Origin of the sequence: Erwinia sp. 9145 (assembly GCF_000745075.1) — a bacterium.
Taxonomy (GTDB): Bacteria; Pseudomonadota; Gammaproteobacteria; order Enterobacterales; family Enterobacteriaceae; genus Erwinia; species Erwinia oleae.
The window spans coordinates 2,800,515-2,822,770 of sequence record NZ_JQNE01000001.1; the positions used below are offsets into that span (position 1 = coordinate 2,800,515).

The 22,256-nt window shown below is 52.8% G+C and carries 20 protein-coding genes, 1 other RNA gene and 1 pseudogene; 15 read left to right on the forward strand and 7 right to left on the reverse strand.

Going from position 1 to position 22,256, the window contains the following annotated elements; genetic code table 11:
• Positions 1-19: 19 nt before the first annotated feature.
• Positions 20-403: an autonomous glycyl radical cofactor GrcA gene (gene grcA / locus FA91_RS13360; protein WP_034916431.1), complete on the reverse strand. Its 384-nt coding sequence runs from the start codon at positions 401-403 to the stop codon at positions 20-22.
• A gap of 279 nt (positions 404-682) precedes the next feature.
• On the opposite strand from grcA, the gene ung reads away from it, so the two are divergent.
• The gene (gene ung, locus FA91_RS13365) at positions 683-1,363 is read left to right on the forward strand and encodes a uracil-DNA glycosylase (RefSeq protein ID WP_034916432.1); all 681 of its coding nucleotides are present in this window, start codon (positions 683-685) and stop codon (positions 1,361-1,363) included.
• A 37-nt stretch (positions 1,364-1,400) separates the two neighbouring features.
• On the opposite strand, the gene grpE is transcribed toward ung, so the two are convergent.
• Positions 1,401-1,982: a nucleotide exchange factor GrpE gene (grpE, locus tag FA91_RS13370; RefSeq protein WP_034916434.1), complete on the reverse strand. Its 582-nt coding sequence runs from the start codon at positions 1,980-1,982 to the stop codon at positions 1,401-1,403.
• 124 nt (positions 1,983-2,106) lie between these two features.
• On the opposite strand from grpE, the gene nadK reads away from it, so the two are divergent.
• From nadK to bamE, 3 genes are all read left to right on the forward strand, one after another.
• The gene (nadK, locus tag FA91_RS13375) at positions 2,107-2,985 is read left to right on the forward strand and encodes an NAD(+) kinase (protein ID WP_034919315.1); all 879 of its coding nucleotides are present in this window, start codon (positions 2,107-2,109) and stop codon (positions 2,983-2,985) included.
• An 86-nt stretch (positions 2,986-3,071) separates the two neighbouring features.
• Positions 3,072-4,733, forward strand: a complete 1,662-nt coding sequence (gene recN, locus FA91_RS13380; protein WP_034916436.1) for a DNA repair protein RecN — start codon at positions 3,072-3,074, stop codon at positions 4,731-4,733.
• Positions 4,734-5,023: 290 nt separating this feature from the next.
• Positions 5,024-5,374 (forward strand): outer membrane protein assembly factor BamE, encoded by a 351-nt coding sequence (gene bamE, locus FA91_RS13385; RefSeq protein WP_034916438.1) that lies wholly within the window; start codon positions 5,024-5,026, stop codon positions 5,372-5,374.
• A gap of 77 nt (positions 5,375-5,451) precedes the next feature.
• On the opposite strand, the gene FA91_RS13390 is transcribed toward bamE, so the two are convergent.
• Complete coding sequence (locus FA91_RS13390) at positions 5,452-5,739, reverse strand: RnfH family protein (protein WP_034916440.1); 288 nt, start codon at positions 5,737-5,739, stop codon at positions 5,452-5,454.
• Positions 5,732-6,166, reverse strand: a complete 435-nt coding sequence (locus tag FA91_RS13395; protein ID WP_034916441.1) for a type II toxin-antitoxin system RatA family toxin — start codon at positions 6,164-6,166, stop codon at positions 5,732-5,734. Before FA91_RS13395 ends, FA91_RS13390 begins: the two co-directional genes overlap by 8 nt.
• Before the next feature lie 158 nt (positions 6,167-6,324).
• On the opposite strand from FA91_RS13395, the gene smpB reads away from it, so the two are divergent.
• The 3 genes and pseudogenes from smpB to FA91_RS13405 all read left to right on the forward strand — a co-directional run.
• Positions 6,325-6,804, forward strand: a complete 480-nt coding sequence (gene smpB, locus FA91_RS13400; RefSeq protein WP_034916442.1) for an SsrA-binding protein SmpB — start codon at positions 6,325-6,327, stop codon at positions 6,802-6,804.
• A 49-nt stretch (positions 6,805-6,853) separates the two neighbouring features.
• Positions 6,854-7,217: a transfer-messenger RNA gene (ssrA, locus tag FA91_RS20545) on the forward strand.
• A gap of 192 nt (positions 7,218-7,409) precedes the next feature.
• Positions 7,410-8,294, forward strand: a pseudogene (locus FA91_RS13405) (integrase arm-type DNA-binding domain-containing protein); the annotation flags it as partial.
• A gap of 9 nt (positions 8,295-8,303) precedes the next feature.
• Here the strand turns inward: FA91_RS13405 and FA91_RS13410 are convergent.
• Positions 8,304-9,478, reverse strand: a protein-coding gene (locus FA91_RS13410; protein ID WP_156103083.1) for an IS3 family transposase whose coding sequence is annotated in 2 segments (ribosomal slippage) — positions 8,304-9,211 and positions 9,211-9,478 — 1,176 coding nt in all. Because the reading frame shifts where the segments join, the coding sequence is not laid out codon by codon here.
• A gap of 226 nt (positions 9,479-9,704) precedes the next feature.
• On the opposite strand from FA91_RS13410, the gene FA91_RS13420 reads away from it, so the two are divergent.
• Together FA91_RS13420 and FA91_RS13425 are read left to right on the forward strand one after the other, a co-directional pair.
• The gene (locus tag FA91_RS13420; protein ID WP_034916448.1) at positions 9,705-10,943 is read left to right on the forward strand and encodes an AAA family ATPase; all 1,239 of its coding nucleotides are present in this window, start codon (positions 9,705-9,707) and stop codon (positions 10,941-10,943) included.
• An 11-nt stretch (positions 10,944-10,954) separates the two neighbouring features.
• Positions 10,955-11,482, forward strand: a complete 528-nt coding sequence (locus tag FA91_RS13425; protein ID WP_034916450.1) for a hypothetical protein — start codon at positions 10,955-10,957, stop codon at positions 11,480-11,482.
• Positions 11,483-12,400: 918 nt separating this feature from the next.
• Here FA91_RS13425 and FA91_RS13430 read toward each other — a convergent pair.
• Positions 12,401-13,672, reverse strand: coding sequence for a hypothetical protein (locus FA91_RS13430; protein ID WP_034916451.1), 1,272 nt, complete (start codon positions 13,670-13,672; stop codon positions 12,401-12,403).
• A 377-nt stretch (positions 13,673-14,049) separates the two neighbouring features.
• Between FA91_RS13430 and kdpF the strand changes: the two genes are divergently transcribed.
• Genes kdpF through kdpE form a run of 6 tightly spaced genes read left to right on the forward strand, consistent with a single transcriptional unit; the run spans position 14,050 to position 21,839 of the window.
• The gene (gene kdpF / locus FA91_RS13435; protein ID WP_034916452.1) at positions 14,050-14,139 is read left to right on the forward strand and encodes a K(+)-transporting ATPase subunit F; all 90 of its coding nucleotides are present in this window, start codon (positions 14,050-14,052) and stop codon (positions 14,137-14,139) included.
• The gene (gene kdpA / locus FA91_RS13440; RefSeq protein WP_034916454.1) at positions 14,139-15,824 is read left to right on the forward strand and encodes a potassium-transporting ATPase subunit KdpA; all 1,686 of its coding nucleotides are present in this window, start codon (positions 14,139-14,141) and stop codon (positions 15,822-15,824) included. The genes kdpF and kdpA overlap by 1 nt, the downstream gene beginning before the upstream one ends.
• 18 nt (positions 15,825-15,842) lie before the next feature.
• A complete protein-coding gene (gene kdpB, locus FA91_RS13445; protein WP_034916456.1) occupies positions 15,843-17,885 on the forward strand; it encodes a potassium-transporting ATPase subunit KdpB in 2,043 nt (680 codons plus the stop codon).
• 10 nt (positions 17,886-17,895) lie between these two features.
• Complete coding sequence (kdpC, locus tag FA91_RS13450; RefSeq protein ID WP_034916458.1) at positions 17,896-18,471, forward strand: potassium-transporting ATPase subunit KdpC; 576 nt, start codon at positions 17,896-17,898, stop codon at positions 18,469-18,471.
• A 9-nt stretch (positions 18,472-18,480) separates the two neighbouring features.
• Positions 18,481-21,171: a two-component system sensor histidine kinase KdpD gene (gene kdpD, locus FA91_RS13455; RefSeq protein WP_034916459.1), complete on the forward strand. Its 2,691-nt coding sequence runs from the start codon at positions 18,481-18,483 to the stop codon at positions 21,169-21,171.
• On the forward strand, positions 21,171-21,839 hold the full coding sequence (kdpE, locus tag FA91_RS13460) for a two-component system response regulator KdpE (protein ID WP_034916461.1): 669 nt from the start codon (positions 21,171-21,173) through the stop codon (positions 21,837-21,839). Before kdpD ends, kdpE begins: the two co-directional genes overlap by 1 nt.
• Before the next feature lie 26 nt (positions 21,840-21,865).
• Here the strand turns inward: kdpE and FA91_RS13465 are convergent, their stop codons facing one another.
• Complete coding sequence (locus FA91_RS13465) at positions 21,866-22,228, reverse strand: helix-turn-helix domain-containing protein (RefSeq protein WP_034916463.1); 363 nt, start codon at positions 22,226-22,228, stop codon at positions 21,866-21,868.
• Positions 22,229-22,256: the final 28 nt, after the last annotated feature.

A 22,256-nucleotide genomic window follows, 5' to 3' on the forward strand; every position in this document is an offset into this window, starting at 1 on the left:
AATCGCCTTAAAGTGACGCTTACAGGCTTTCAGTGAAGGTGCGTGCAATTACGTCGCGCTGTTGCTCAGGCGTCAGCGAGTTGAAACGTACGGCATAACCTGAAACGCGAATGGTGAGCTGCGGATATTTTTCAGGGTTTTTAACCGCATCTTCCAGCGTTTCACGACGCAACACGTTTACGTTGAGATGTTGACCGCCCTCAACGCGCACCTCAGGTTTAACCTCCAGCGGCACTTCGCGGTATTCGATGTCGCCCAGATCGGTGACGGCAACAATCTGATCTTCGCTATACTCTGCTTTGGCGCAAACGCAACGCGCTTCGTTTTTTTCGTCGTCCAGCAGCCAGAATGAATTTAACAGCGCGTTGTTGCTTGCTTTAGTGATCTGAATTCCGGTAATCATAAATTGCCTCCCAGGCAGTGCAGGCTGAGCATATCAGCACGGGTTAACGGGTAATTTTTTTCCGCAATGTGTGTTGTATATCAGCCCGCGCCCCTGCGCACCTTGATTCACATCAAAAAATGCCACTGACCAAAACGGCCATTGCGCTCAACTTTATGATTTATATCAAATTTAACCCACTCTCTTTTTCATATTTTTTTGTAAATATTCAAATAATTTTTAATTTTGCCTTTATTGCCGTGCACGTTAAGCTACTCCCAATACTTAAAGGAGGCAAAAATGGCCAATGCGCTGACCTGGCACGACGTGCTGGCAGAGGAAAAAAATAAACCTTATTTCACCGAAACCCTGACCGTCGTCGCTAACGAGCGCGCGGCAGGCAAAGTGGTTTATCCACCGCAGAAGGATGTGTTTAACGCTTTTCGCTTTACCGAACTCAGCGATGTTAACGTTGTGATCCTCGGGCAGGATCCTTATCACGGCCCCAATCAGGCACATGGCCTCTCTTTTTCCGTACGTCCCGGCGTTGCTATACCGCCCTCGTTAATGAATATGTATAAAGAGCTGGAAGCAGAGATCCCCGGTTTCGTCCGGCCAAATCACGGTTATCTGGAAAGCTGGGCGCGTCAGGGCGTATTGCTGCTCAATACCGTACTGACGGTGGAGGCGGGTCAGGCGCATTCTCACGCGCGCTTAGGCTGGGAAGCCTTTACCGACCGGGTGATCGCATTGATTAATGAACATCGGGAGGGCGTTGTCTTTTTGCTGTGGGGTTCACACGCGCAGAAAAAGGGCAGTATCATCGACAGGCAACGTCATCACGTACTTCAGGCGCCGCATCCGTCACCGCTTTCAGCACACCGCGGCTTTTTTGGCTGCGGGCATTTCGTTAAGGCGAATGCGTGGCTGGAAGAGCACGGCAAAAAGCCCATCGACTGGACGCCGCGGCTCCCTGAGTAAGCAAAAAAAAAGCACCGATGACGGTGCTTTCTTCCAGTCAGGATTTTGCTTTAGCCACCGCGACCATCGCCGGACGAAGCAGACGCCCGTTCAGCGTATAGCCACGCTGCATCACCATCATTACATGGTTTGGCGCAACGTCTTCGGATTCCATCATCGACATAGCCTGATGGATCTCAGGGTTGAACGGGACATTCACGTCACCCACCACTTCCACGCCAAACTTGCGCACCGCGCCCAACAGAGACTTCAGCGTCAGGTCGATACCTTCAACCATTGCCGTCAGTTCCGGATTGTCTTTATCGGTCATCTCCAGCGCGCGCTCAAGACTGTCGATAACGGGCAGCAGCTCATTAGCAAATTTTTCCAGCGCAAACTTGTGCGCCTTTTCAACATCCTGTTCCGCACGACGGCGAATATTTTCGATTTCCGCCTGCGCACGCAGCTGGGCTTCGCGAACACCGCCCTGTGATTCGGTCAACTGCGCCTCCAGTTCGGCAATGCGTTCATCACGCGGATCCACGCCTGCTGCCGTCTCTGCGTCCTGAGTGTGTGCCTGCTCCATCCCGATATCATCTGAGACTTGCTCGTTTGGTGTGTTCTGTTCTTTACTACTCATGAATTTCTCCGCGTTTATGCACATTCGTCTCGCTGGTTCGCTTATTATGGGGATCAGAATAACGGTTTCAAGGGAACCCGTCACATTGTCTGAAGGAGCAGGCCTCATGAGGAACGTCAGCAACATGAACAAGCACTTTAACTGCATTGGAATTGTAGGCCATCCGCGCCACCCAACCGCGCTGACCACGCACGAAACGCTTTGTCGCTGGCTGACGGCAAAAGGCTATGACGTCATTATCGAGCAACAAATTGCCCATGAGCTGAAGCTGGACGGTGTGGCGACGGGTACGCTCGCTGAAATTGGCAAACGGGCCGATCTTGCCGTGGTGGTGGGCGGCGATGGCAACATGCTGGGCGCGGCGCGGGGACTGGCTCGCTACGATATTAAGGTGATTGGCATCAACCGCGGCAACCTCGGATTCCTGACCGATCTGGACCCGGACAACGCTCAGCAGCAGCTGGACGACGTGCTGGAGGGAAAATATATTACCGAGAGCCGCTTTCTGTTGGAGGCGCAGGTATGTCGTCAGGGCTGCGAACCGCGCATCGGCACCGCCATTAATGAAGTGGTGCTGCATCCGGGGAAGGTGGCGCACATGATCGAATTCGAAGTGTATATTGATGAAACCTTTGCTTTTTCACAGCGCTCCGACGGGTTAATCATCTCGACGCCCACCGGTTCAACCGCTTATTCGCTCTCTGCTGGCGGCCCGATCCTGACGCCCTCTCTCGACGCCATCGCTATTGTACCGATGTTCCCGCATACGCTTTCTGCCAGGCCGCTGGTTATTAACAGCAGCAGCACCATTCGCCTGCGCTTTTCCAACATGCGCAGCGACCTTGAAGTCAGCTGCGACAGCCAGATTGCCCTGCCCATCCAGGAGGGCGAAGACGTGTTAATCCGTCGGAATGAGGATCATCTGAACCTGATCCATCCACAAAATTACAATTACTTCAATACGCTAAGTTCCAAGCTCGGCTGGTCAAAAAAATTGTTCTGAAATGCATCACGCCTCTTTACTGGTTATAAAACCAGTATATACTGTATGAAAAACCATATCTGTGTTTTCATACAGGAACGATAACTATGCTGGCACAACTGACCATCAGTAATTTTGCGATTGTTCGTGAGCTGGAAATCGATTTTCAACGTGGCATGACCGCTATAACCGGCGAAACCGGTGCGGGTAAATCTATTGCTATTGATGCGCTGAGCCTGTGCCTGGGCGGCCGTGCCGAAGCAGATATGGTGCGCCAGGGCGCGACGCGTGCTGATATCTGCGCCCGTTTCTCACTGAAAGATACGCCTTCCGCCCTTGCCTGGCTGACGGAAAATCAGCTTGATGAAGGGCATGAGTGCCTGCTGCGTCGCGTCATCAGCAGCGACGGTCGCTCACGTGGCTTTATCAACGGCACTGCCGTTCCCCTTTCTCAACTGCGTGATTTGGGTCAGTTATTGATTCAAATTCATGGTCAGCATGCCCACCAACTGTTGTTGAAGCCTGAACATCAGAAAACCCTGCTGGACGCCTATGCGGGTGAAAACGCGCTGATGCAGCAGATGGCGAACAGCTATCGCCAGTGGAACCAAAGCTGCCGCTCGCTGGCTAAACATCAGCAGCAGTCACAGGAGCGTGAGGCGCGCCGCGAACTGCTGCAATATCAGCTAAAAGAGCTGAATGAGTTTGCGCCTGTTGCCGGTGAATATGAAAACATTGATGAAGAGTACAAACGGCTGGCGAACAGCGGGCAGCTTCTTTCGACGAGCCAGCAGGCGTTAATGCTGCTGGCGGACGGCGAAGAGGCCACGCTGCAAAATCAACTCTATTCTGCACAGCAGCTGATTAATGAACTGCTGACGATGGATGACCGACTCAATGGCGTCAGTATGCTTCTCGATGAGGCCGCGATCCAGCTCAGCGAGGCCAGCGATGAGCTGCGCCACTATTGTGAAAAGCTGGAACTCGATCCTAACCGCCTGCATGACCTGGAGCAGCGCCTTTCCCGGCAGATTGCGCTGGCGCGTAAGCATCATATTTCACCGGAAGATCTCCCCGTTTTTCATCAGCAGCTGCTGGAAGAGCAGTCGCAGCTGGACAAACAGGAGAGCGATCAGGACGAACTGGCGCAGGCCGTCGCCACGCACCATCGGCTGGCGATGACCTGTGCGGAACAGCTTCACCAGCGACGCGCTCACTTTGCTCAGGAGCTGAGCGAGCTGATCACTGAAAGCATGCATACGCTCTCTATGCCACATGGCAAGCTGAGTATCGAGGTGCAGTTCAATGCCGATCATCTCACTGCCGAAGGCGCAGACCGCATTGATTTCCGCGTCAGCACCAACCCCGGTCAGTCTTTGCAGCCGCTCTCTAAAGTGGCTTCCGGCGGCGAACTGTCACGTATTGCGTTGGCCATTCAGGTGATTACTGCACGTAAAATGGATACGCCAGCGCTGATTTTCGATGAGGTCGATGTAGGCATCAGCGGACCGACAGCGGCAGTGGTGGGCAAAATGCTGCGTCAGTTGGGCGAATCGACGCAGGTTATGTGCGTGACCCATCTTCCGCAGGTCGCGGGCTGCGGCAACCATCATTTCTATGTCAGCAAAGAGACCGATGGCGCAATGACTGAAACGCATATGCAGCCGCTCGACAAACGCGCCCGCTTACAGGAGCTGGCCCGTCTGCTGGGCGGTAGTGAAGTGACGCGCAATACGCTGGCGAACGCAAAAGATCTTCTGGCGGCCTGATCGCCGCACTTTTTGGGGCAGCCGTGGTCATAACCGTGGTTCGTAGAGGTTTCAAACTGCGAAAAGGTTTATTATCATCACCTTCCTGGCGCCGTAACGGGCGTAATTACCAGAAGCAGATGATTGATGCTCAGGGCATCTGGCGCTATTGTTACAGCCACGCTGAACCTGAAGATTGCCTCACAGGGAAAATGACTCTTCCCTGCGTCAGACAATCAAGCTCAGGTTCAACCGGCAAATAAAACAGCCAGATGCCGAAGGTGTTGGCCCGAAAAGGAATAAAGAGACTTATGCGCTGTAAAACGCTGACTGCTGCGGCAGTGGTTGTTCTGATGATGGCAACCGCTGGATGTTCCACCCTGGGGCGCGTGGTTTATCGTCCGGATATTAATCAGGGCAACTACCTCGTTGCTACCGATGTTTCAAAAATTCACACAGGCATGACCCAGCAACAGGTTGCCTACACGCTTGGCACGCCGATGATGCGCGATCCGTTTGGCAGCAACGTCTGGTATTACGTATTCCGTCAGGAACCCGGCCATGAGCCTGTCACGCAGCAAACGCTGACATTAACCTTTGATGGCAATGGCGTTCTGACCCATATCGATAATAAACCTGCGCTGACAGACAAAAGGAAGTAACAGGAAGCATTCAGGCAGGAAGCCTGATGGTGGACATGCACCCCGGCGTCCTGCCGGGGAAAGTGCACAAATTAGCGCTATTTTTTAGCGGCACGCTCTGCACGTTGACGACGTAACTCTTTCGGATCGGCTAACAGCGGGCGATAGATTTCAATGCGGTCTCCGGCTTTCACCTCATCAGGCAGTTTGACCGGACGACTGAAAATACCGACCTTGTTCTGAGTCAGATCGATATCGCTGCGTATTTCAAGAATACCTGAGGCTTTAATCGCCTGCTCGACGGTACTCCCCTCTTCTACGTTGACCGTATAAAGATACTGCTTATCTGGCAGCGCATAGACGACTTCTACCGCGATATCAGGCACCGTAAACCTCTTTCGCCCGATGCGTAAAGGCCTGAACCATACTGCCGGCCAGCTCTTTAAAGATGCGACCAAAAGCCAGCTCAACCAGCATATTTGAAAATTCAAAATCAAGATTGAGCTCGACCTTGCAGGCATCCTCGCTGAGCGGCGTGAACTGCCAGCCGCCGGAAAGCTTGCGGAACGGGCCATCAACCAGTTGCATGTTAATACGTTGATTTTCCGTTAGTGTGTTACGGGTTACAAAGGTCTTACTTATCCCCGCTTTGGAAACGTCAACCGATGCAGTCATCTGCTGCTCGCTGGAATCAATAATTCGACTACCAGTGCACCCTGGAAGAAATTCCGGATAGGCATCAACATTGTTGACCAACCGGAACATTTTCTCTGCACTGTAGGGCACCAGCGCAGAACGACTGATTTGGGACATAGCGTTTCCTGTTAATTTTCAACCTGTAAATCATACCATCGCTGGCGGGCAAACAAAAATTCTCAGCCGCCTGGCTTCTGCTAGAATAGTTCGTCTCCCCCGCTTCGATGTGACAGGGGATGCCATTAATCCTTGCTTCATGTAAACTAAGTAGCACTATGACAAAGAAAAAACACAAACCCGGCTCTGCTACCATTGCCATGAATAAGCGGGCTCGCCACGAATACTTTATTGAAGAAGAGTTCGAAGCGGGTCTTTCGCTCCAGGGATGGGAAGTCAAGGCTCTCCGTGCCGGCAAGGCAAATATCAGCGACAGCTACATTCTGCTGCGTGATGGTGAAGCCTTTCTTTTCGGCTCGACTTTTCAGGCGCTCAGCGTGGCTTCATCGCACGTGGTTTGCGATCCAACACGCAGCCGCAAGCTTTTGCTAAAGCAGCGTGAGCTGGATACGCTCTACGGCAGAGCAAATCGTGATGGTTATACAATCGTTGCGCTCTCGATGTACTGGAAAAACGCCTGGGCCAAACTCAAAATCGGCGTAGCGAAAGGTAAGAAAGAGCACGATAAGCGCGATGACATCAAAGACCGTGAGTGGAAACTCGATAAAGCGCGCATTATGAAGCACGCAAATCGTTAAGTATCTGGCGCTATAGCAGGTTTTTCTGTTATACTGCCCGACAGTACTTGGGGCTGATTCTGGATTCGACAGGATTTGCGAAGCCCAAGGAGCATGCCGAGGGGCGGTTGGCCTCGTTAAAAGCCGCAAAAAAATAGTCGCAAACGACGAAAACTACGCCCTAGCAGCTTAATAACCTGCTCAGAGCCCTCTCTCCCTAGCCTCCGCTCTTAGGACGGGGATCAAGAGAGGTCAAACCTAAAAGAGATCGCGTGGATGCCTTGCCTGGGGTTGAAGCGTTAAATCCAATCAGGCTAGTTTGTTAGTAGCGTGTCCGTTCGCAGCTAACAGGCGAATGTAAAGACTGGACTAAGCATGTAGTGCCGACGGTGTAGTAATTCTGGACGCGGGTTCAACTCCCGCCAGCTCCACCAAATTCTTGATCGATGGCTACCAGAACCATCCGATGAAGTCCTGAGAGCCTGCAAGGCGTAAGCCCTGCGGGCTTTTTTGTATCTGTAACCTTCCGAATGGATCCGCCTGAATCCAGTGATAATTGGTACACGAATTGGTACACGTTATAATGTGGGCCAAAAACGTGTACCAATTATGGACGGAAACCAGTCATGCCGCGGATGACACGCCCCCTCACCAATAACGAAATCCTCAAAGCTAAGCCTCAAGAGAAAGACTTCACACTGCATGATGGCGATGGACTTTTCCTGCTCGTCAAAACATCAGGTAAGAAGCTGTGGCGTTTTCGCTACCAGCGACCAAATAGTAGTAGCCGCACAAATCTGAGCCTAGGCTCTTACCCTGCCCTGACGCTCGCTGTAGCATGCCAGATGCGTGACCAGTATCTGTCGCTACTTGCGCAAGGGATCGACCCGCAAAAACAGCAAGAGGAAGTATCAGAGCAACGACAAATTGAGCTGGATAGCATTTTTTCAGTTGTGGCCGGAAGGTGGTTCCAGCTCAAAAGCAAAAGCGTCACTGTGGATTACGCGAAGGATATTTGGCGATCGCTGGAAAAGGATGTCTTTCCCGCTATTGGTGAAATTCCTGTCCAACAACTTAAAGCTAGAACGATAGTAGAATCGCTTGAGCCTATCAAAGCGCGCGGAGCGCTTGAGACAGTTCGCCGGTTAGTGCAGCGCATCAACGAGATCATGATTTATGCAGTCAACACGGGGTTGATTGATGCGAACCCTGCTTCGGGCGTTGGTATGGCTTTTGAAAAACCAAAAAAACAAAAAATGCCAACACTACGACCGGAAGAACTGCCAAAGCTAATGCGCTCGTTAGTAATGTCCAATCTATCAATCACCACCCGATGTTTAATCGAATGGCAACTACTTATTCTTGTACGACCGTCAGAGGCCTCTGGAACACAGTGGGCAGAGATCGACTTGGATTTAAACCTTTGGGTTATTCCAGCGGAGCGCATGAAGGCTAAGCGCGAACATGTCGTTCCTTTATCGAAACAAGCTCTCGATATTCTTGAGGTTATGCTGTAGTGGTCAAGCAAAACTGGCCACGGCTTTAGAGTTTTTCCAGAACAATCGCTCTGATTCATTCGGCGTCAAACCACCATTATATTGATGAGGTCTGAGCTGGCTGTAATATCCTGTGATGTAATTCGTTATTGCCGTGCTGGCTTCGCTAAAATTCACGTAGCCGTTATCCGGTACCCACTCTGTTTTCAGGCTTCTGAAGAACCGTTCCATTGGGCTGTTATCCCAGCAATTCCCCCGGCGACTCAGGCTTTGCTTTATCTGACACCTCCACAGTAACTGCCTGAAATTCCTGCTGGTATAGTGGCTGCCTTGGTCCGAGTGATACAGTAAATTAGCCGGCTTTCCTCGCGCTTCCCAGGCCATTGACAGCGCTTTAGCTGTCAATGCAGAATCCGGGGAAAATGACATCGCCCAGCCAACCGGTTTACGGGAAAACAAATCGAGTACAACAGCCAGATAAGCCCAGCGTTTTCCCGTCCAGATATAAGTCACATCACCGCACCAGGCCTGATTAGGCTCGGTAACAGCAAACTGGCGATCCAGATAATTGGGGATCTCAATGTGTTCCTTAGACGCCTTCTTATAACGATGGCCAGGTTGCTGACAGCTGATAATATTGAGCGCTTTCATCAGCTTTGTTGCCCGCCAGCGGCTCAGTTTTATACCTTTGGTGGTGACCATCGCGGCAATGCTTCGCGCTCCTGCTGAGCCGTTACTTTCGCGATAAACTTCACGCACAAGGCTCAGTAATGCCACTCTTGTAGCGTCAGGCCTCTTTGGCTGCCGCCAGTATTTATAGCTGCTGCGATGAACCCCAAACACGTTGCACACAACGGCAACAGGAAACCGCGCCCTGAGTTTCTCAACTAATGAGAACTGTTCAGGGAGTCTGACATCAAGAGCGCGGTAGCCTTTTTTAATATATCCCTTTCCATTTCAACGCGTTGAAGTCTTTTCTTCAACTCACGTATCTCAATCTGCTCAGGTGTAATGGGTGACGCTACGGGTGATTTTCCCGCTCCCTCTTCTCTCAGTTGTCGAACCCATTTGTCCATCGTGGATTTGCCGACATTCATCGCAGTGGCAGCGGCGGCAACGGTGTAGTGCTGATCGAGTACAAGCTGGGCAGCTTCGAGGCGAAACTCGGGGCTAAAATTGCGCCTTTTACGTCCGGTCATAATGTCACCTGTTTTGACTATGAGGTGATGATATCACCTCTATTCAGGTGGCCAAATTCACTATGCCACTACATTATTAATGCAAAAGTTACATATCTAAGTTAAGAGAAAAGGACATTTCGAGAATGCGTCTTGTTGTGATAGATGCCAACTTAAGGCTAGACAGAACAGCCCCTAGTGCTATAGTAGGGCAAATTAAACAAAAATATGTCTAAGTGGGCTCAGTATGATTAAATGGTATAAATTCAAAAATTTTTACTCCTTCAAAGATGAGCAGTTTGTAGACCTGACTCTAAAGGCAAATTCATCTGAATCAAGCATGGATCTGCAATGGATAGATTGTCGTATAGCTAAAGTTCTGGCCGTCATGGGTCCAAATGGCTCGGGTAAGTCAAATCTATTGAAGCCTTTAGCTTTCTTGAGCTGGTTTTGTAGTGAGTCATTTAAATCCATGGACAATTCGGATGCATTACCATTTTATACACACATCTGTAACAAGGAATTACCTGCAGAGCTGGAAATTTGTTTTGTAGATTCAACAACAGTTGATGATAAAACTTTTACAGTCGAATTCAAATACATATTAAAACTTAAAAGAAACCTCATCCTTCATGAGGAAATAAAATATAAAACCAGCCGTTTATTCTCATCTATTTTCTATAGAAAATACGATGAAAAAACTCAGGAATATAAAGTAAGAAGCCATCCAGACTATACTGGAGAAAATGATTTCCCGGAAAAGGAACTCAAGACGCTACCAAAAAATGCTTCTGCCATTTCATATTTCAGGAGAAAGGATGACAACATTGTGGCTAATGCAATGCATAGTATTTTCTATAGCATCGAGAACAATTTAAATGTATTTGGAAAATCCAACTTCAGTTATGATAAAGTCCTAGAAGCAACAGAATATTACAATGATAACCCCGAAGTATTTGAAAAGGCAAAAAAATATTTAACACGCATGGATTTTGGCCTGGACGATATATTACTTAAGACTGAGGATATTATAGATAAAAAAACAGGTGAACATGAAACCAGAGTCATTCCCTATGGTGTTCACTCCCATAATGAAAATGAATTTAAGGTTCCATTCATTATGGAGTCGACGGGTTCGCAAGCTTGTTTTTACTTTATTTATAAATTACTAACTGCACTTCATTTTGGTGGAGTCGCAGTAATTGACGAACTTGATAGTGACCTTCACCCTTATATGATGAATGAGCTATTGGATATGTTTGCTAATGATGGAATCAACCGCCAACATTCCCAGCTCATATTTAGCTGTCATACACCTGAAATATTAAAAAAACTAAATAAGCACAATGTATATCTCGTAGAAAAAAATGATAGTGTAAGTGAAGCATGGAGACTCGATGATGTCCAAGGCTTAAGAAGTCAAGATAATCTTTACGCAAAATACATCACCGGTGCATTAGGTGGCGTACCAAATATTTGTATCTAAGGGATGTTAAAATGGCAAAGAAACAAAGCCTACGCCGCACAATGTGTAGAACTCTTCTTTTGGTTGGAGAAGGTTATGCGGAAAAAGCCTTTTTGTCGCACTTGAGATCCCTTTTCGCAAATGGCTCATTTAAAATTAGCATAGTAACCGCTGGAGGTAAGGGACCCGAGAATGTGATTGACCACGCATTAGGTTGTAAAAAATGTGATGGATACGATTTCGTCGTTGTTCTTATGGACACAGACTTAGTTTGCCCACCAATTTATGTTAAAAAGGCGTTGAGAGCAGGCCTAAATTTGGTGGGTTCAACACCATGCCTTGAGGGCTTGCTATTAGAAATCCTAGGCAAGAAGAAAAAAAGTTCCAACAATGGATGCAAGGATTTATTACATCCCTTATTAAGCGGTTCTTGCACAGATCGTGACAGTTACGCAGGGGTTTTTCCGCTCGAAATATTATCTTCCAGCAAAAATGAAAAGTTAATTTTCTTGATCGATTTTCTAAAAGGCAATGAAAGTAAATCAGTTAATTTACTATGATAATAGGGTCACCTTTTATTTATCATATGATTTTTTCTAAGGGGCATACCACTTAAAGTGGTATAAATCGCTACGGTTGTATTAAAGTATTTTTATATTAACTTCCGAAATGATATTTTATATCCATGGATATATTTTTGCCCCCATCCAAAATCATAACAGCCTTACAGTATGCGGCTATCTTAACTTATAAATCTGCGCATGCCACATTTGTCTACATAATTTTAAAACGTCCGCTTTTGGCTAAGGTGATCACCTATAGTGCACACTAATGCACATCCACCCTCAAATCATTCACCATATAAGCCTATGAATATAATACATAAAAATTAAAAGTGAACAGTGTGAACACTTTTCCCAGAAATCATTTTATTTTGGATTTAGCGCCGTGCATCCGGTATCCTAGCGCAGCCGTTCCGGGGTATGATCCAATAATTGGTACACGTTTAGGTACACGGCGCAAAGTTGAATTAACGAAAAACACTTAATTTCAAGAAGTTGCGAAAATTATTCAGACTCCGCCAGCTTTTAAAACAGCCACTTAGGGACGCAGACCAGACTAACATCTGTCTCGACAAAGAAAAAATGCACGTGCAATTTGATAAACCCCGGCTTTGTGAGTTCGGGATTTTTCTTTCATATAACTGACCGGTCGTCTTCGCGTAATGTTTGAATCTTTAATGCCGCAACATCAACGGTCAGATTCGTTTCTCGCTGCGTATGCGAACGTCGCGGCCACACTGCATACCGTTGCTGACGCCGGTGGTGTTAGTGGACGCCTCGTTGATCGAACAGATTTCAGCGGCAGGTGCCCTTTTCTCTGAATCGGCCGTCACTCGCAGGCTTATATCTGCCTATGTGTAGAATAGAAAATAACTTCATCTGAAAGCCAGCTGTCGCACAGGTAACAGCGGCGCCTCAAGCTGATTTTAGTTTCGCTTCGCCACCGACTTTGCATTGCCAAAGCTCTGATTGAGCGGGCTTGAGAACCAGGTCATCCTCGTCATCAAAATCATCATCGCTATCATCATTGTTGGAAGCAAAGCCATAATTTCGCTCAAAGCTGTCAGCAACTGACGCATTAAGTGGCGACACTGTAAGCTTTCCGTGCTGACTATGCGCTATTGCCATGCTTGCAGCTTGTTGCATCATGGCTTTGGCTGTCCCGGGGTAATCACTGTCAGCGACGACATGATGAATATAAACCTCTTTACGATCCATCCTTTCTACAACCATTAAACCAATCGGCTTTTGGCCCTGGCTACAGGTCATAAAATGAAAGTTATTGCTATGGTTATGATCATCTTTCACCAGGCGCAGGATGCCAACAGCATCAGCTGCACGTGGGTCAGAAGTTGGTTTTGAACGCAGATTTCCCAGCATCTTCTTGATGAAATTTTCGATACTGGCATCACGACCAGAACTAATATTGAGAAGGCATTGAACACCCTGGTTTTGTCCATGGGTTATCGAATAAGGAATGGATCCATTTCCCCCTGCCAGAGACGCGTTTTGGGGGAGCATCCATACGGGCTCGCCCTTCTCAAGCTGGGTGCGTTTGAGTACAGCATATGAGTTTCCATCCTTGTTTTTAACCTCAAAACGCAGTGAATCCCCTTTTACATAATTGCCCACCACTTTTGCTTTTTCGCCCTGAGACGTCAAAAACGGCACGATGTACAAAGCGTTTTGCCAGGCGGCATCCGGGTCCCGTCGGGAGTGAGCAAGTATACTTGTTTCATCGGCACGGCAGGCCACTTCCCCTGCATCGGCGCTGTCTGCGGTTGCGGCCGATCGAGGGTGACCTAACGTCAGCAAAGGTTTGCCTTGTTTATCATTGATACTTAAAAAACCTACTGTATCCGGCGCTGATCCCTCGCGCTGATAGTGTATGTTGGATGCCCCATAGCAGGGGCGGGCCAGAGCGAAATGTCCGCCCAGTTCGTCTTGCGAGATATCACTGACCGCTTCCCGGCCATCCAGTGCGCCCAGAACGACATCCAATAGCTGCAACTGGGCTGAAGTGAATCGCACTTTTTGCGGGTTCAGCCAGCTGCCGGTAAGGCGTAAAGCACTGCCCTTGTTCAGATGGCTGCTGACAGTAATGTCTTGCGGGACTGATGTGCGAGGTTTTTCGGCGAGAGACAGGTGGAGCTGAGCTGGTGATAAGCCCGAAACAGACAGCGGCATGAGATCGTCCTGAACAAATCGAAAAATACCTGTGTGGGCTTTACGGGCAAAGGGTTCCGGACAACCACTGCTTTCTCCAGGCGTTCTGAAAGCCCGCAAGAGATAAGTCCTGCGGGCTTTAATTTCCCCAGGTCTGAGACTGTCTCATTAAACGCGAACCTCTTAGACGTTTCACGAAGCATTATTATTTTACAGTGGCCACAACACCGTGACACGTCTACAAAAACCAGTTAAGCAGTTGACGGTACCTTCGTTCACACCCCTGACGCGCTCTCATTTTTATATTTTCTTTATATCCCTCCCCGGAGTCTTTACGACATTTATATTCACGCTTATTTAAAATCTCAACGTATTCACCCATAGCGGAGAGATGAAAAATGAGTACAGGCGGAATAACCGGCGTGGTGCTGGTATTGCTGTTGCTGGGCTATCTGTTTTATGCCCTTTTCAGAGCGGAGGCGTTCTGATGGCTACGGAAGGATTTTTACTACTGGCCTGTTTTATGGCGGTTTTACTGCTGCTGGCGAAACCGGTTGGCGATTACATGACCGTTATCGCACTCGATCGCCCCTTTAAAGGAGTGCAGAAAATTGAGCGCGCGGTATGGCGACTGTGCGGTATTTCGTCAGAAGAGATGAACTGGCGGCAATATCTTATCGCCCTGTTACTGTTTAATTCTCTGGGCTTCGCTTTTCTGTATTGCCTGCTTCTTATTCAACATCTGCTGCCGCTTAATCCACAGGCGCTGCCTGGTCTTTCATGGCATCTGGCGCTGAATACGGCGATCAGTTTTGTCACCAATACCAACTGGCAATCCTATGCGGGCGAAACCACCATCAGCACCTTCAGCACGATGGTCGGCCTCACCGTACAAAACTTTCTCTCCGCCGCAACCGGCATCGCCCTGCTTTTTGCGCTGATACGCGGTTTCTCGCGACACTCCACGCAAAACCTGGGCAATGCGTGGCGCGATATTACGCGCATCACGCTGTTTTTACTGCTGCCACTGGCGTTGACGATGGCGCTTTTTTTGGTCAGCCAGGGCGTTGTCCAGAACTTTGATGCTCCCGTTACAATCACCACGCTGGAAGGCGCACGGCAGACGCTGCCAATGGGCCCGGTGGCCTCGCAGGAAGCGATTAAAATGCTGGGCACCAACGGCGGCGGCCTGTTTAACGCTAACTCTGCCCATCCGTTTGAAAACCCAACCGCGCTGACGAATTTCATTCAGATGCTGGCGATCTTTCTGATCCCGGCCGCGCTCTGCTTTACCTTTGGTAACGTTGTCCGCGACAGGCGTCAGGGCACAACGCTGCTGTGGGCGATGAGCATCCTGTTTCTGCTCGCCGCCGCCGTGGTGATGCAGGCAGAACTGCGCGGCAATCCTCACTTTATTTCGCTCGGCGCAGATTCCGCCGCCAACTGGGAAGGGAAAGAGTCGCGCTTCGGCATTCTCACTTCAGCCCTGTTCGCCGTGGTCACCACCGCCGCCTCCTGCGGGGCGGTAAACGCCATGCATGACTCTTTTACCGCGCTCGGCGGCATGATCCCGATGTGGCTGATCCAACTGGGCGAAGTGGTGTTTGGCGGCGTGGGCGCTGGCTTGTACGGCATGCTGATGAATGTGGTGCTGGCGGTGTTTATTGCCGGACTGATGATTGGCCGCACGCCCGAATATCTGGGCAAAAAAATCGGCGTCAAAGAGATGAAGATGGCGGCGATTTACATTTTGATCACGCCGCTGCTGGTGCTGTCCGGCACCGCGCTGGCGATGATGACCGACGCCGGGCGCGCCGGGTTACTGAACCCCGGCCCGCATGGTTTCAGCGAAGCGCTCTATGCGCTCTCCTCGGCGGCAAACAATAACGGCAGCGCCTTTGCCGGCTTGTCGGCCAATACGCCGTTCTGGAATCTGCTGCTGGGTGCGGCGATGCTGCTGGGCCGCTTTCTTCCGTTCATTCCGCTGATGATCATTGCGGGCGCGCTGGCGGAACGAAAAACACAGCCCGCCAGCCCCGGCACGCTGCCCACCTACGGGCCGCTGTTCATCGCGCTGGTTATCGGCACCCTTCTGTTGGTGGGCGCGCTCACGTTTATTCCTGCGCTGGCGCTCGGCCCCGTTATCGAACATCTGCAACTGTTGGCGCATTAATCGCCGGAGAACACCTGTATGTCATCTCAGCATCTTTCCCGGGGGCGCAGCGGCATCATACGCACGGCGCTGCTGAACGCGTTGAAAAAACTGGATCCCCGCGTGCAGTTCCGCAATCCGGTGATGTTTGTCGTCTGGCTCGGCAGCGTGCTGACTACCCTGCTCGCCTGCGGCGTGTTCGGTGAAACCGATCGTTCAGGCTTCACCGCAGCCATCAGCGCCTGGTTGTGGTTTACCGTGCTGTTCGCTAACGTTGCGGAGGCTCTTGCGGAGGGAAGAAGCAAGGCGCAGGCCGAAAGTTTGAAAGGGATTACGCGCACCAGCCGGGCAAAAAAACTCTCGTCGCCAGAGCAGAGCGCGTTGCAGGAAAAGGTGGCCGCCGACAGCCTGCGCAAAGGTGATTATGTGCTGGTTGAAGCGGGCGACATTATTCCCTGCGACGGTGAAGTGCTGGCTGGCGGGGCCTCGGTGGACGAAAGCGCCATCACCGGCGAATCGGCGCCGGTGATCCGCGAGGCGGGCGGCGATTTCGCGTCGGTGACCGGCGGAACGCGCATTCTGTCCGACTGGCTGGTTCTCCGGTGCAGCGTCAATCCCGGCGAAACCTTTCTGGATCGCATGATTGCGATGGTAGAAGGCGCCAGCCGCCGTAAAACGCCAAATGAGGTCGCGCTCAACATTCTGCTGGTTTCGTTAACCATCATCTTTTTACTGGCGACCGCCACGCTCTACCCGTTCACGGCCTGGAGCGGCACACCGGTCAGCCTGACGGTGCTGGTGGCGCTGCTGGTCTGCCTGATCCCAACCACCATTGGCGCATTGCTTTCGGCCATCGGCATCGCCGGAATGAGCCGGATGCTTGGCGCGAACGTTATCGCCACCAGCGGACGCGCGGTGGAAGCGGCGGGCGATGTGGATGTACTGCTGCTGGACAAAACCGGCACGATCACCCTCGGCAACCGGCAGGCCACGCAGTTTTTACCGGCAAAAGGCATTACCGAAGAGGCGCTGGCCGATGCGGCGCAGCTCGCCTCGCTGGCCGATGAAACGCCGGAAGGCCGCAGCATTGTGGTGCTGGCCAAGCAGAAATTTAATCTGCGCGAGCGCGACCTGCAAAGCCTGTCGGCAACCTTCATTCCCTTTTCCGCCCAGACGCGCATGAGCGGCGTGAATACCGGGCAAACCCTGCTGCGTAAAGGCGCGGTGGACGCCATTCGCCGCCATGTCGAAAGCAATGGCGGCACTTTCCCGCCCGATGTGGAGGAGCAGGTATCGGCCGTAGCGCGCAAAGGCGGCACGCCGCTGGTGGTAGCCAGAGACAACATCGTAATGGGGGTGGTGGCGCTGAAAGATATCGTCAAGGGCGGCATTCGTGAGCGTTTCGCCGAACTGCGCAAAATGGGCATCAAAACGGTGATGGTGACCGGCGACAATCCGTTGACGGCGGCGGCAATTGCGGCGGAAGCCGGGGTGGATGATTTTTTGTCGGAGGCGACGCCGGAAGCCAAGCTGGCGCTGATCCGTCAGTATCAGGCGGAAGGCCGCATGGTAGCCATGACCGGCGACGGCACTAACGATGCGCCGGCGCTGGCACAGGCCGACGTGGCCGTGGCGATGAATTCAGGCACCCAGGCGGCGAAAGAGGCCGGGAATATGGTCGATCTTGATTCCAACCCGACCAAGCTGCTGGAGGTGGTGCATATCGGCAAACAGATGTTGATGACGCGCGGTTCGCTCACCACCTTCAGCATCGCCAACGATATCGCCAAGTACTTTGCCATCATTCCAGCGGCTTTTGCGGCCACCTGGCCGCAGTTAAACACGCTGAACGTCATGGCGCTGCATTCGCCCGCGTCAGCCATTCTGTCGGCGGTGATTTTCAACGCGCTGATCATCGTGCTGCTGATCCCGCTGGCGCTGAAGGGCGTGAGCTATCGCCCGATGCCCGCCGCGTCGCTGCTGCGTCGCAATCTGTGGCTTTACGGTGTCGGCGGCCTTATCGTGCCTTTTGCGGGCATCAAGCTTATCGATATGTTGCTGACCGTATCAGGTCTGGTCTGAGGTAATATCAATGAACGTATTTCGTCCCGCTGTTTCTCTTTTTCTTCTGCTGACGCTGATAACCGGCGTCGCCATGCCGCTGATGACGACCGGGCTGGCGCAGATAGGGTTTCCGGCTGCGGCAAAGGGTTCGCTGTTGCGCGCCGACGGCCAGGTGCGCGGTTCCGCGCTTATCGGGCAACATTTTACCCGCCCTGACTATTTTCAGGGGCGTCCCTCGGCCACGGCGGAAACGCCCTATAATGCGCTTGCGTCGGGCGGCAGCAACCTGGCGGGCAGCAATCCCGCGCTTGATGAAGCCGTCAGGCAGCGTGTAGCCGACCTGCGCCGCGCCAATCCGCAGGCCGGCGCGCGCGTGCCGACGGAGCTGGTGACCGCCTCCGGCAGCGGACTGGACCCGCATCTCTCCCCCGCCGCCGCGCGCTGGCAAATTCCACGCGTGGCGCAGGCGCGGCATCTGACGCAGGCGGAGACAGAACGTCTGGTCGCTGCGCATACCACGCGTCCGCTGTTATATTTTATCGGCGAGCCGGTTGTGAACGTACTCGAACTGAACCTGGCGCTGGATGCTCAGCGCAAGCCTTAAGGAAACGCTATGACGGACGATCCGCACCGCCCCAGCCCCGATGCGCTGTTGCTTCAGGCGGACAGCGCCAGCCGCGGCAGGCTGAAAATCTATTTCGGCGCCTGCGCGGGCGTGGGCAAAACCTGGGCGATGCTTCAGGAAGCGCGCCGTTTAAGGGCGCAGGGGCTGGACGTGCTGGTCGGCGTGGTGGAGACGCACGGTCGCGAGGAAACCGCCGCGCTGCTTGACGGGCTGGAGATTATTCCCCGCCGGGTTACCGACCGTAGCCGCCATCACGCGTTCGATCTCGACGCGGCGCTGGCGCGTCGGCCCGCTGTGATCTTAATGGATGAGTTAGCACATTCAAACGCGCAGGACGCGCGGCATCCCAAACGCTGGCAGGACATCGAAGAGCTGCTGAACGCCGGTATCGACGTACTGACCACCGTGAACGTACAGCATCTTGAGAGCCTGAATGACGTGGTCAGCGGCGTGACGGGCGTGCGCGTCAGGGAAACGGTGCCAGACCCTTTTTTCGATGCGGCAACCGACGTGGTGCTGGTGGATCTCCCGCCTGACGATCTGCGCCAGCGGCTGAAAGAAGGTAAGGTTTACGTGGGCGACCGCGCCGAGCGCGCCATCGAAAACTTCTTCCGCAAAGGCAATCTGTATGCCCTGCGCGAGCTGGCGCTCAGGCGCACCGCCGATCGCGTGGACGACCAGATGCGCGCGTGGCGCGACGCCAGCGGGCAGGATGAAAAAGTCTGGCATACCCGCGATGCGGTACTGCTGTGCATCGGCGCCACGACGGGCAGTGAAAAGCTGGTGCGCACCGCCGCCAGGCTTGCAGGCCGACTGGGCAGCGAATGGCACGCGCTCACCGTCGAAACACCGTCGATGTACCGAAAAGGCGTGGCGCGGCGGCGCACCGTTTTACACACGCTCCAGCTGGCGCAAAATATGGGCGCGGTCACGGCCACCCTCTCCGATCCTGATGAGGCGCAGGCCGTCCTGCGCTACGCCCGCGAACACAATTTAGGCAAAATTATTATCGGGCGGCCCACGCCCTCGCGCTGGATCTTTCGCCACTGGCTTTCCGGTCGTTTTGCCCGTCGCCTGAGCCTGCTGGCGCCCGATCTGGATCTGATCGTTGTCGCGCCTGATGACGCTTACCCCCCCAACAAAGGCGCTGTCGCTGAGGGGCGGGCAATCCATGAAAAGTGGCGGCAAAGGCTGCATGGTTGCCTGGCGGCAACCGCGGCCTGTACGTTTATTACGCTGTTCAGCAAAGTCTTCCTGCCCGGCTTTTCGCCCATAAACCTGGTCATGCTCTATCTGCTCGGCGTGGTGCTGATTGCCATGCGCTTTGGCAGACTGCCCTCCATTGTGGCGGCGGTGGTGAATATTGTGGCGTTCGACCTCTTTTTTGTGGCTCCGGAAGGGCAGTTCGCGGTGACCGATGCGCAGTACCTGGTGACGTTTTCCGTGATGCTGGTCGTCGGGGTGATAACGGGGAATCTGACCGCCGGTATGCGCTATCAGGCGAAGGTGGCGCGGCACCGTGAACAGCGCTCGCGCTATTTGTCGGAGCTTTCCGGCGGCCTGAGCCGTGCGCGCCTGCCTGCCGATATTGCGCAAATCTGTCAGCCGGTGGTCGGCGCGGCGCTTTTTTCCCGCTGTGAAATCTGGCTTCTGGATCACCAGGGCACGCCGGTTGCCCCGGAAAGCAGAACCCTCAGCACGCTGCCGGACGCCGGCATTATGAAATGGAGCGTTGATAAAGGACAGATTGCCGGTGCGGGAAGCGACACGCTTCCGGGCCTGCCTTATAAGATCGTACCGTTGCGCGCTTCCGCCGCCACGCTTGGGCTGATGATCATTGAGCCGGATAATCTGCGCCATCTGATGATCCCGGAGCAGCAGCGCCTGCTGGCTATGTTTGCCATGCTGATTACCGGCGCGCTGGAGCGCCTTGAACTGACCCGACGCGAACAGGCCTCGCGCGTAACGGCAGAGCGCGAGGAGCTGAGAAACGCCATCCTTGCTGCGCTGTCGCACGACCTGCGCACACCCTTAACCGTGCTGTTTGGCCAGTCTGAGATCCTGACGCTCGATCTCTCGGCTGAGGGATCGAAATATGCGTCGCAGGCCAGCGAAATCCGCCTGCAAACGCTGAGCACCATCCGTCTGGTGAATAATATGCTGGATATGGCGCGCATCGAGTCGGACGGATTTCGCCTGCGCACCGACTGGGTGGCGCTGGACGACGTGATTGCCAGCGCGCTGAAATCGCTTGAGGCCATACTGCCCGCGGAAAATGTCAGCCTGGATCTGCCGTCGCAGATGATTTTGCTTCAGGCGGACGGCCCGTTACTGGAGCGCGTCTTCGTCAATCTGCTGGAGAACGCCTGTAAATACGCCGGGCAGGCGGTGGGAATTACCGCTACGCGATGGCAGGATAAGGTTAAGATTGACGTGTGGGATAGCGGCCCGGGGGTTCCTGTCGGTATGGAGCAGCAAATTTTTGAGAAATTCACCCGTGGGCATGCAGAATCCGCCACGCCGGGCGTCGGCATGGGGCTGGCCATTTGTCGCACCCTTATTGAGATGCACGACGGCAAAATAGCGGCAGCGAATCGCCCTGAGGGCGGCGCCTGCTTCAGCATTACGCTTCCCCTGCCGCCGCTACCTGCCCTGGGCGAAGAACCGGATAATACGTAATGAAAAGTCTGCTGATCATTGATGACGAAAAACAGATCTGCCGCTTTTTGCGCACCGCGCTGGAAAGCGATGAAATAAAAGTGTTTGAGGCCCAGACGCTGGCGCGCGGACTGACCACCGCCGCCGCGCGCCAGCCTGACCTGGTGATCCTGGATTTGGGCCTGCCGGACGGCGACGGCGTCCGTTTTATCAGGGAGTTCCGTCAGTGGAGCGATAACCCGATTATCGTGCTGTCGGCGCGCACCGGGGAAGAGGACAAAATCGAGGCGCTGGACGCCGGTGCAAATGATTTTTTATCCAAGCCCTTTGGCGTCGGCGAGCTTCAGGCGCGGGTCAGAGTCGCCTTAAGGCGAAATCATGCCACCCGCGAGCAGGTGGTCAGCTTTGCCGATGTGGTGGTTAATCTGAGCGCGCATCAGGTGTCGCGCGCCGGCGCGCTGGTGCATCTGACGCCGATCGAATTTAAGCTGCTGGCGCTGCTGGTTAACAATCCCGGCAAGCTGTTGACCCAGGCGCAGATCCTGAAACAGGTTTGGGGGCCGAACGCTGACAACAGCCAGTACCTGCGTATTTATATGGGGCATCTGCGGCAGAAGCTGGAGCACGTTCCGGCGCGGCCCGAACACTTTATTACCGAAAACGGCATCGGATATCGTTTTGTTGAGTGACGCGTTGCCTGCCCGCCATAAACGCGCTATTCCCGCCGATCGTAGGCATCTTGCGCCCGTTCGATACTTCCGCCATGTGTCTGCGCCCATGAAATCAACGCCTTAAAAGGCTGCTGGAGCGTCTTTCCTAACGGTGTGATGGCATATTCTACGGCGATGGGCGACGACGTTATTACGCGCCGTGTGACTAACCCGTTTCTTTCCAGTCGCCTGAGCGCCTCCGTCAACGCTTTATGCGTAATAGGATTGAGCCGCCGCTTAATTGCGTTAAATCGTGCGGGTTCAGTACAGACTACGGTAAGGATCAGCACCGACCATTTGTTGGCAACCTGCTCAAGAATCGGTCGTGTCGCATTGATATCATTAAGTAAAGTTTCAACAGACTGCATCGTAACGGTTTCCTTCTGTATATCTGAG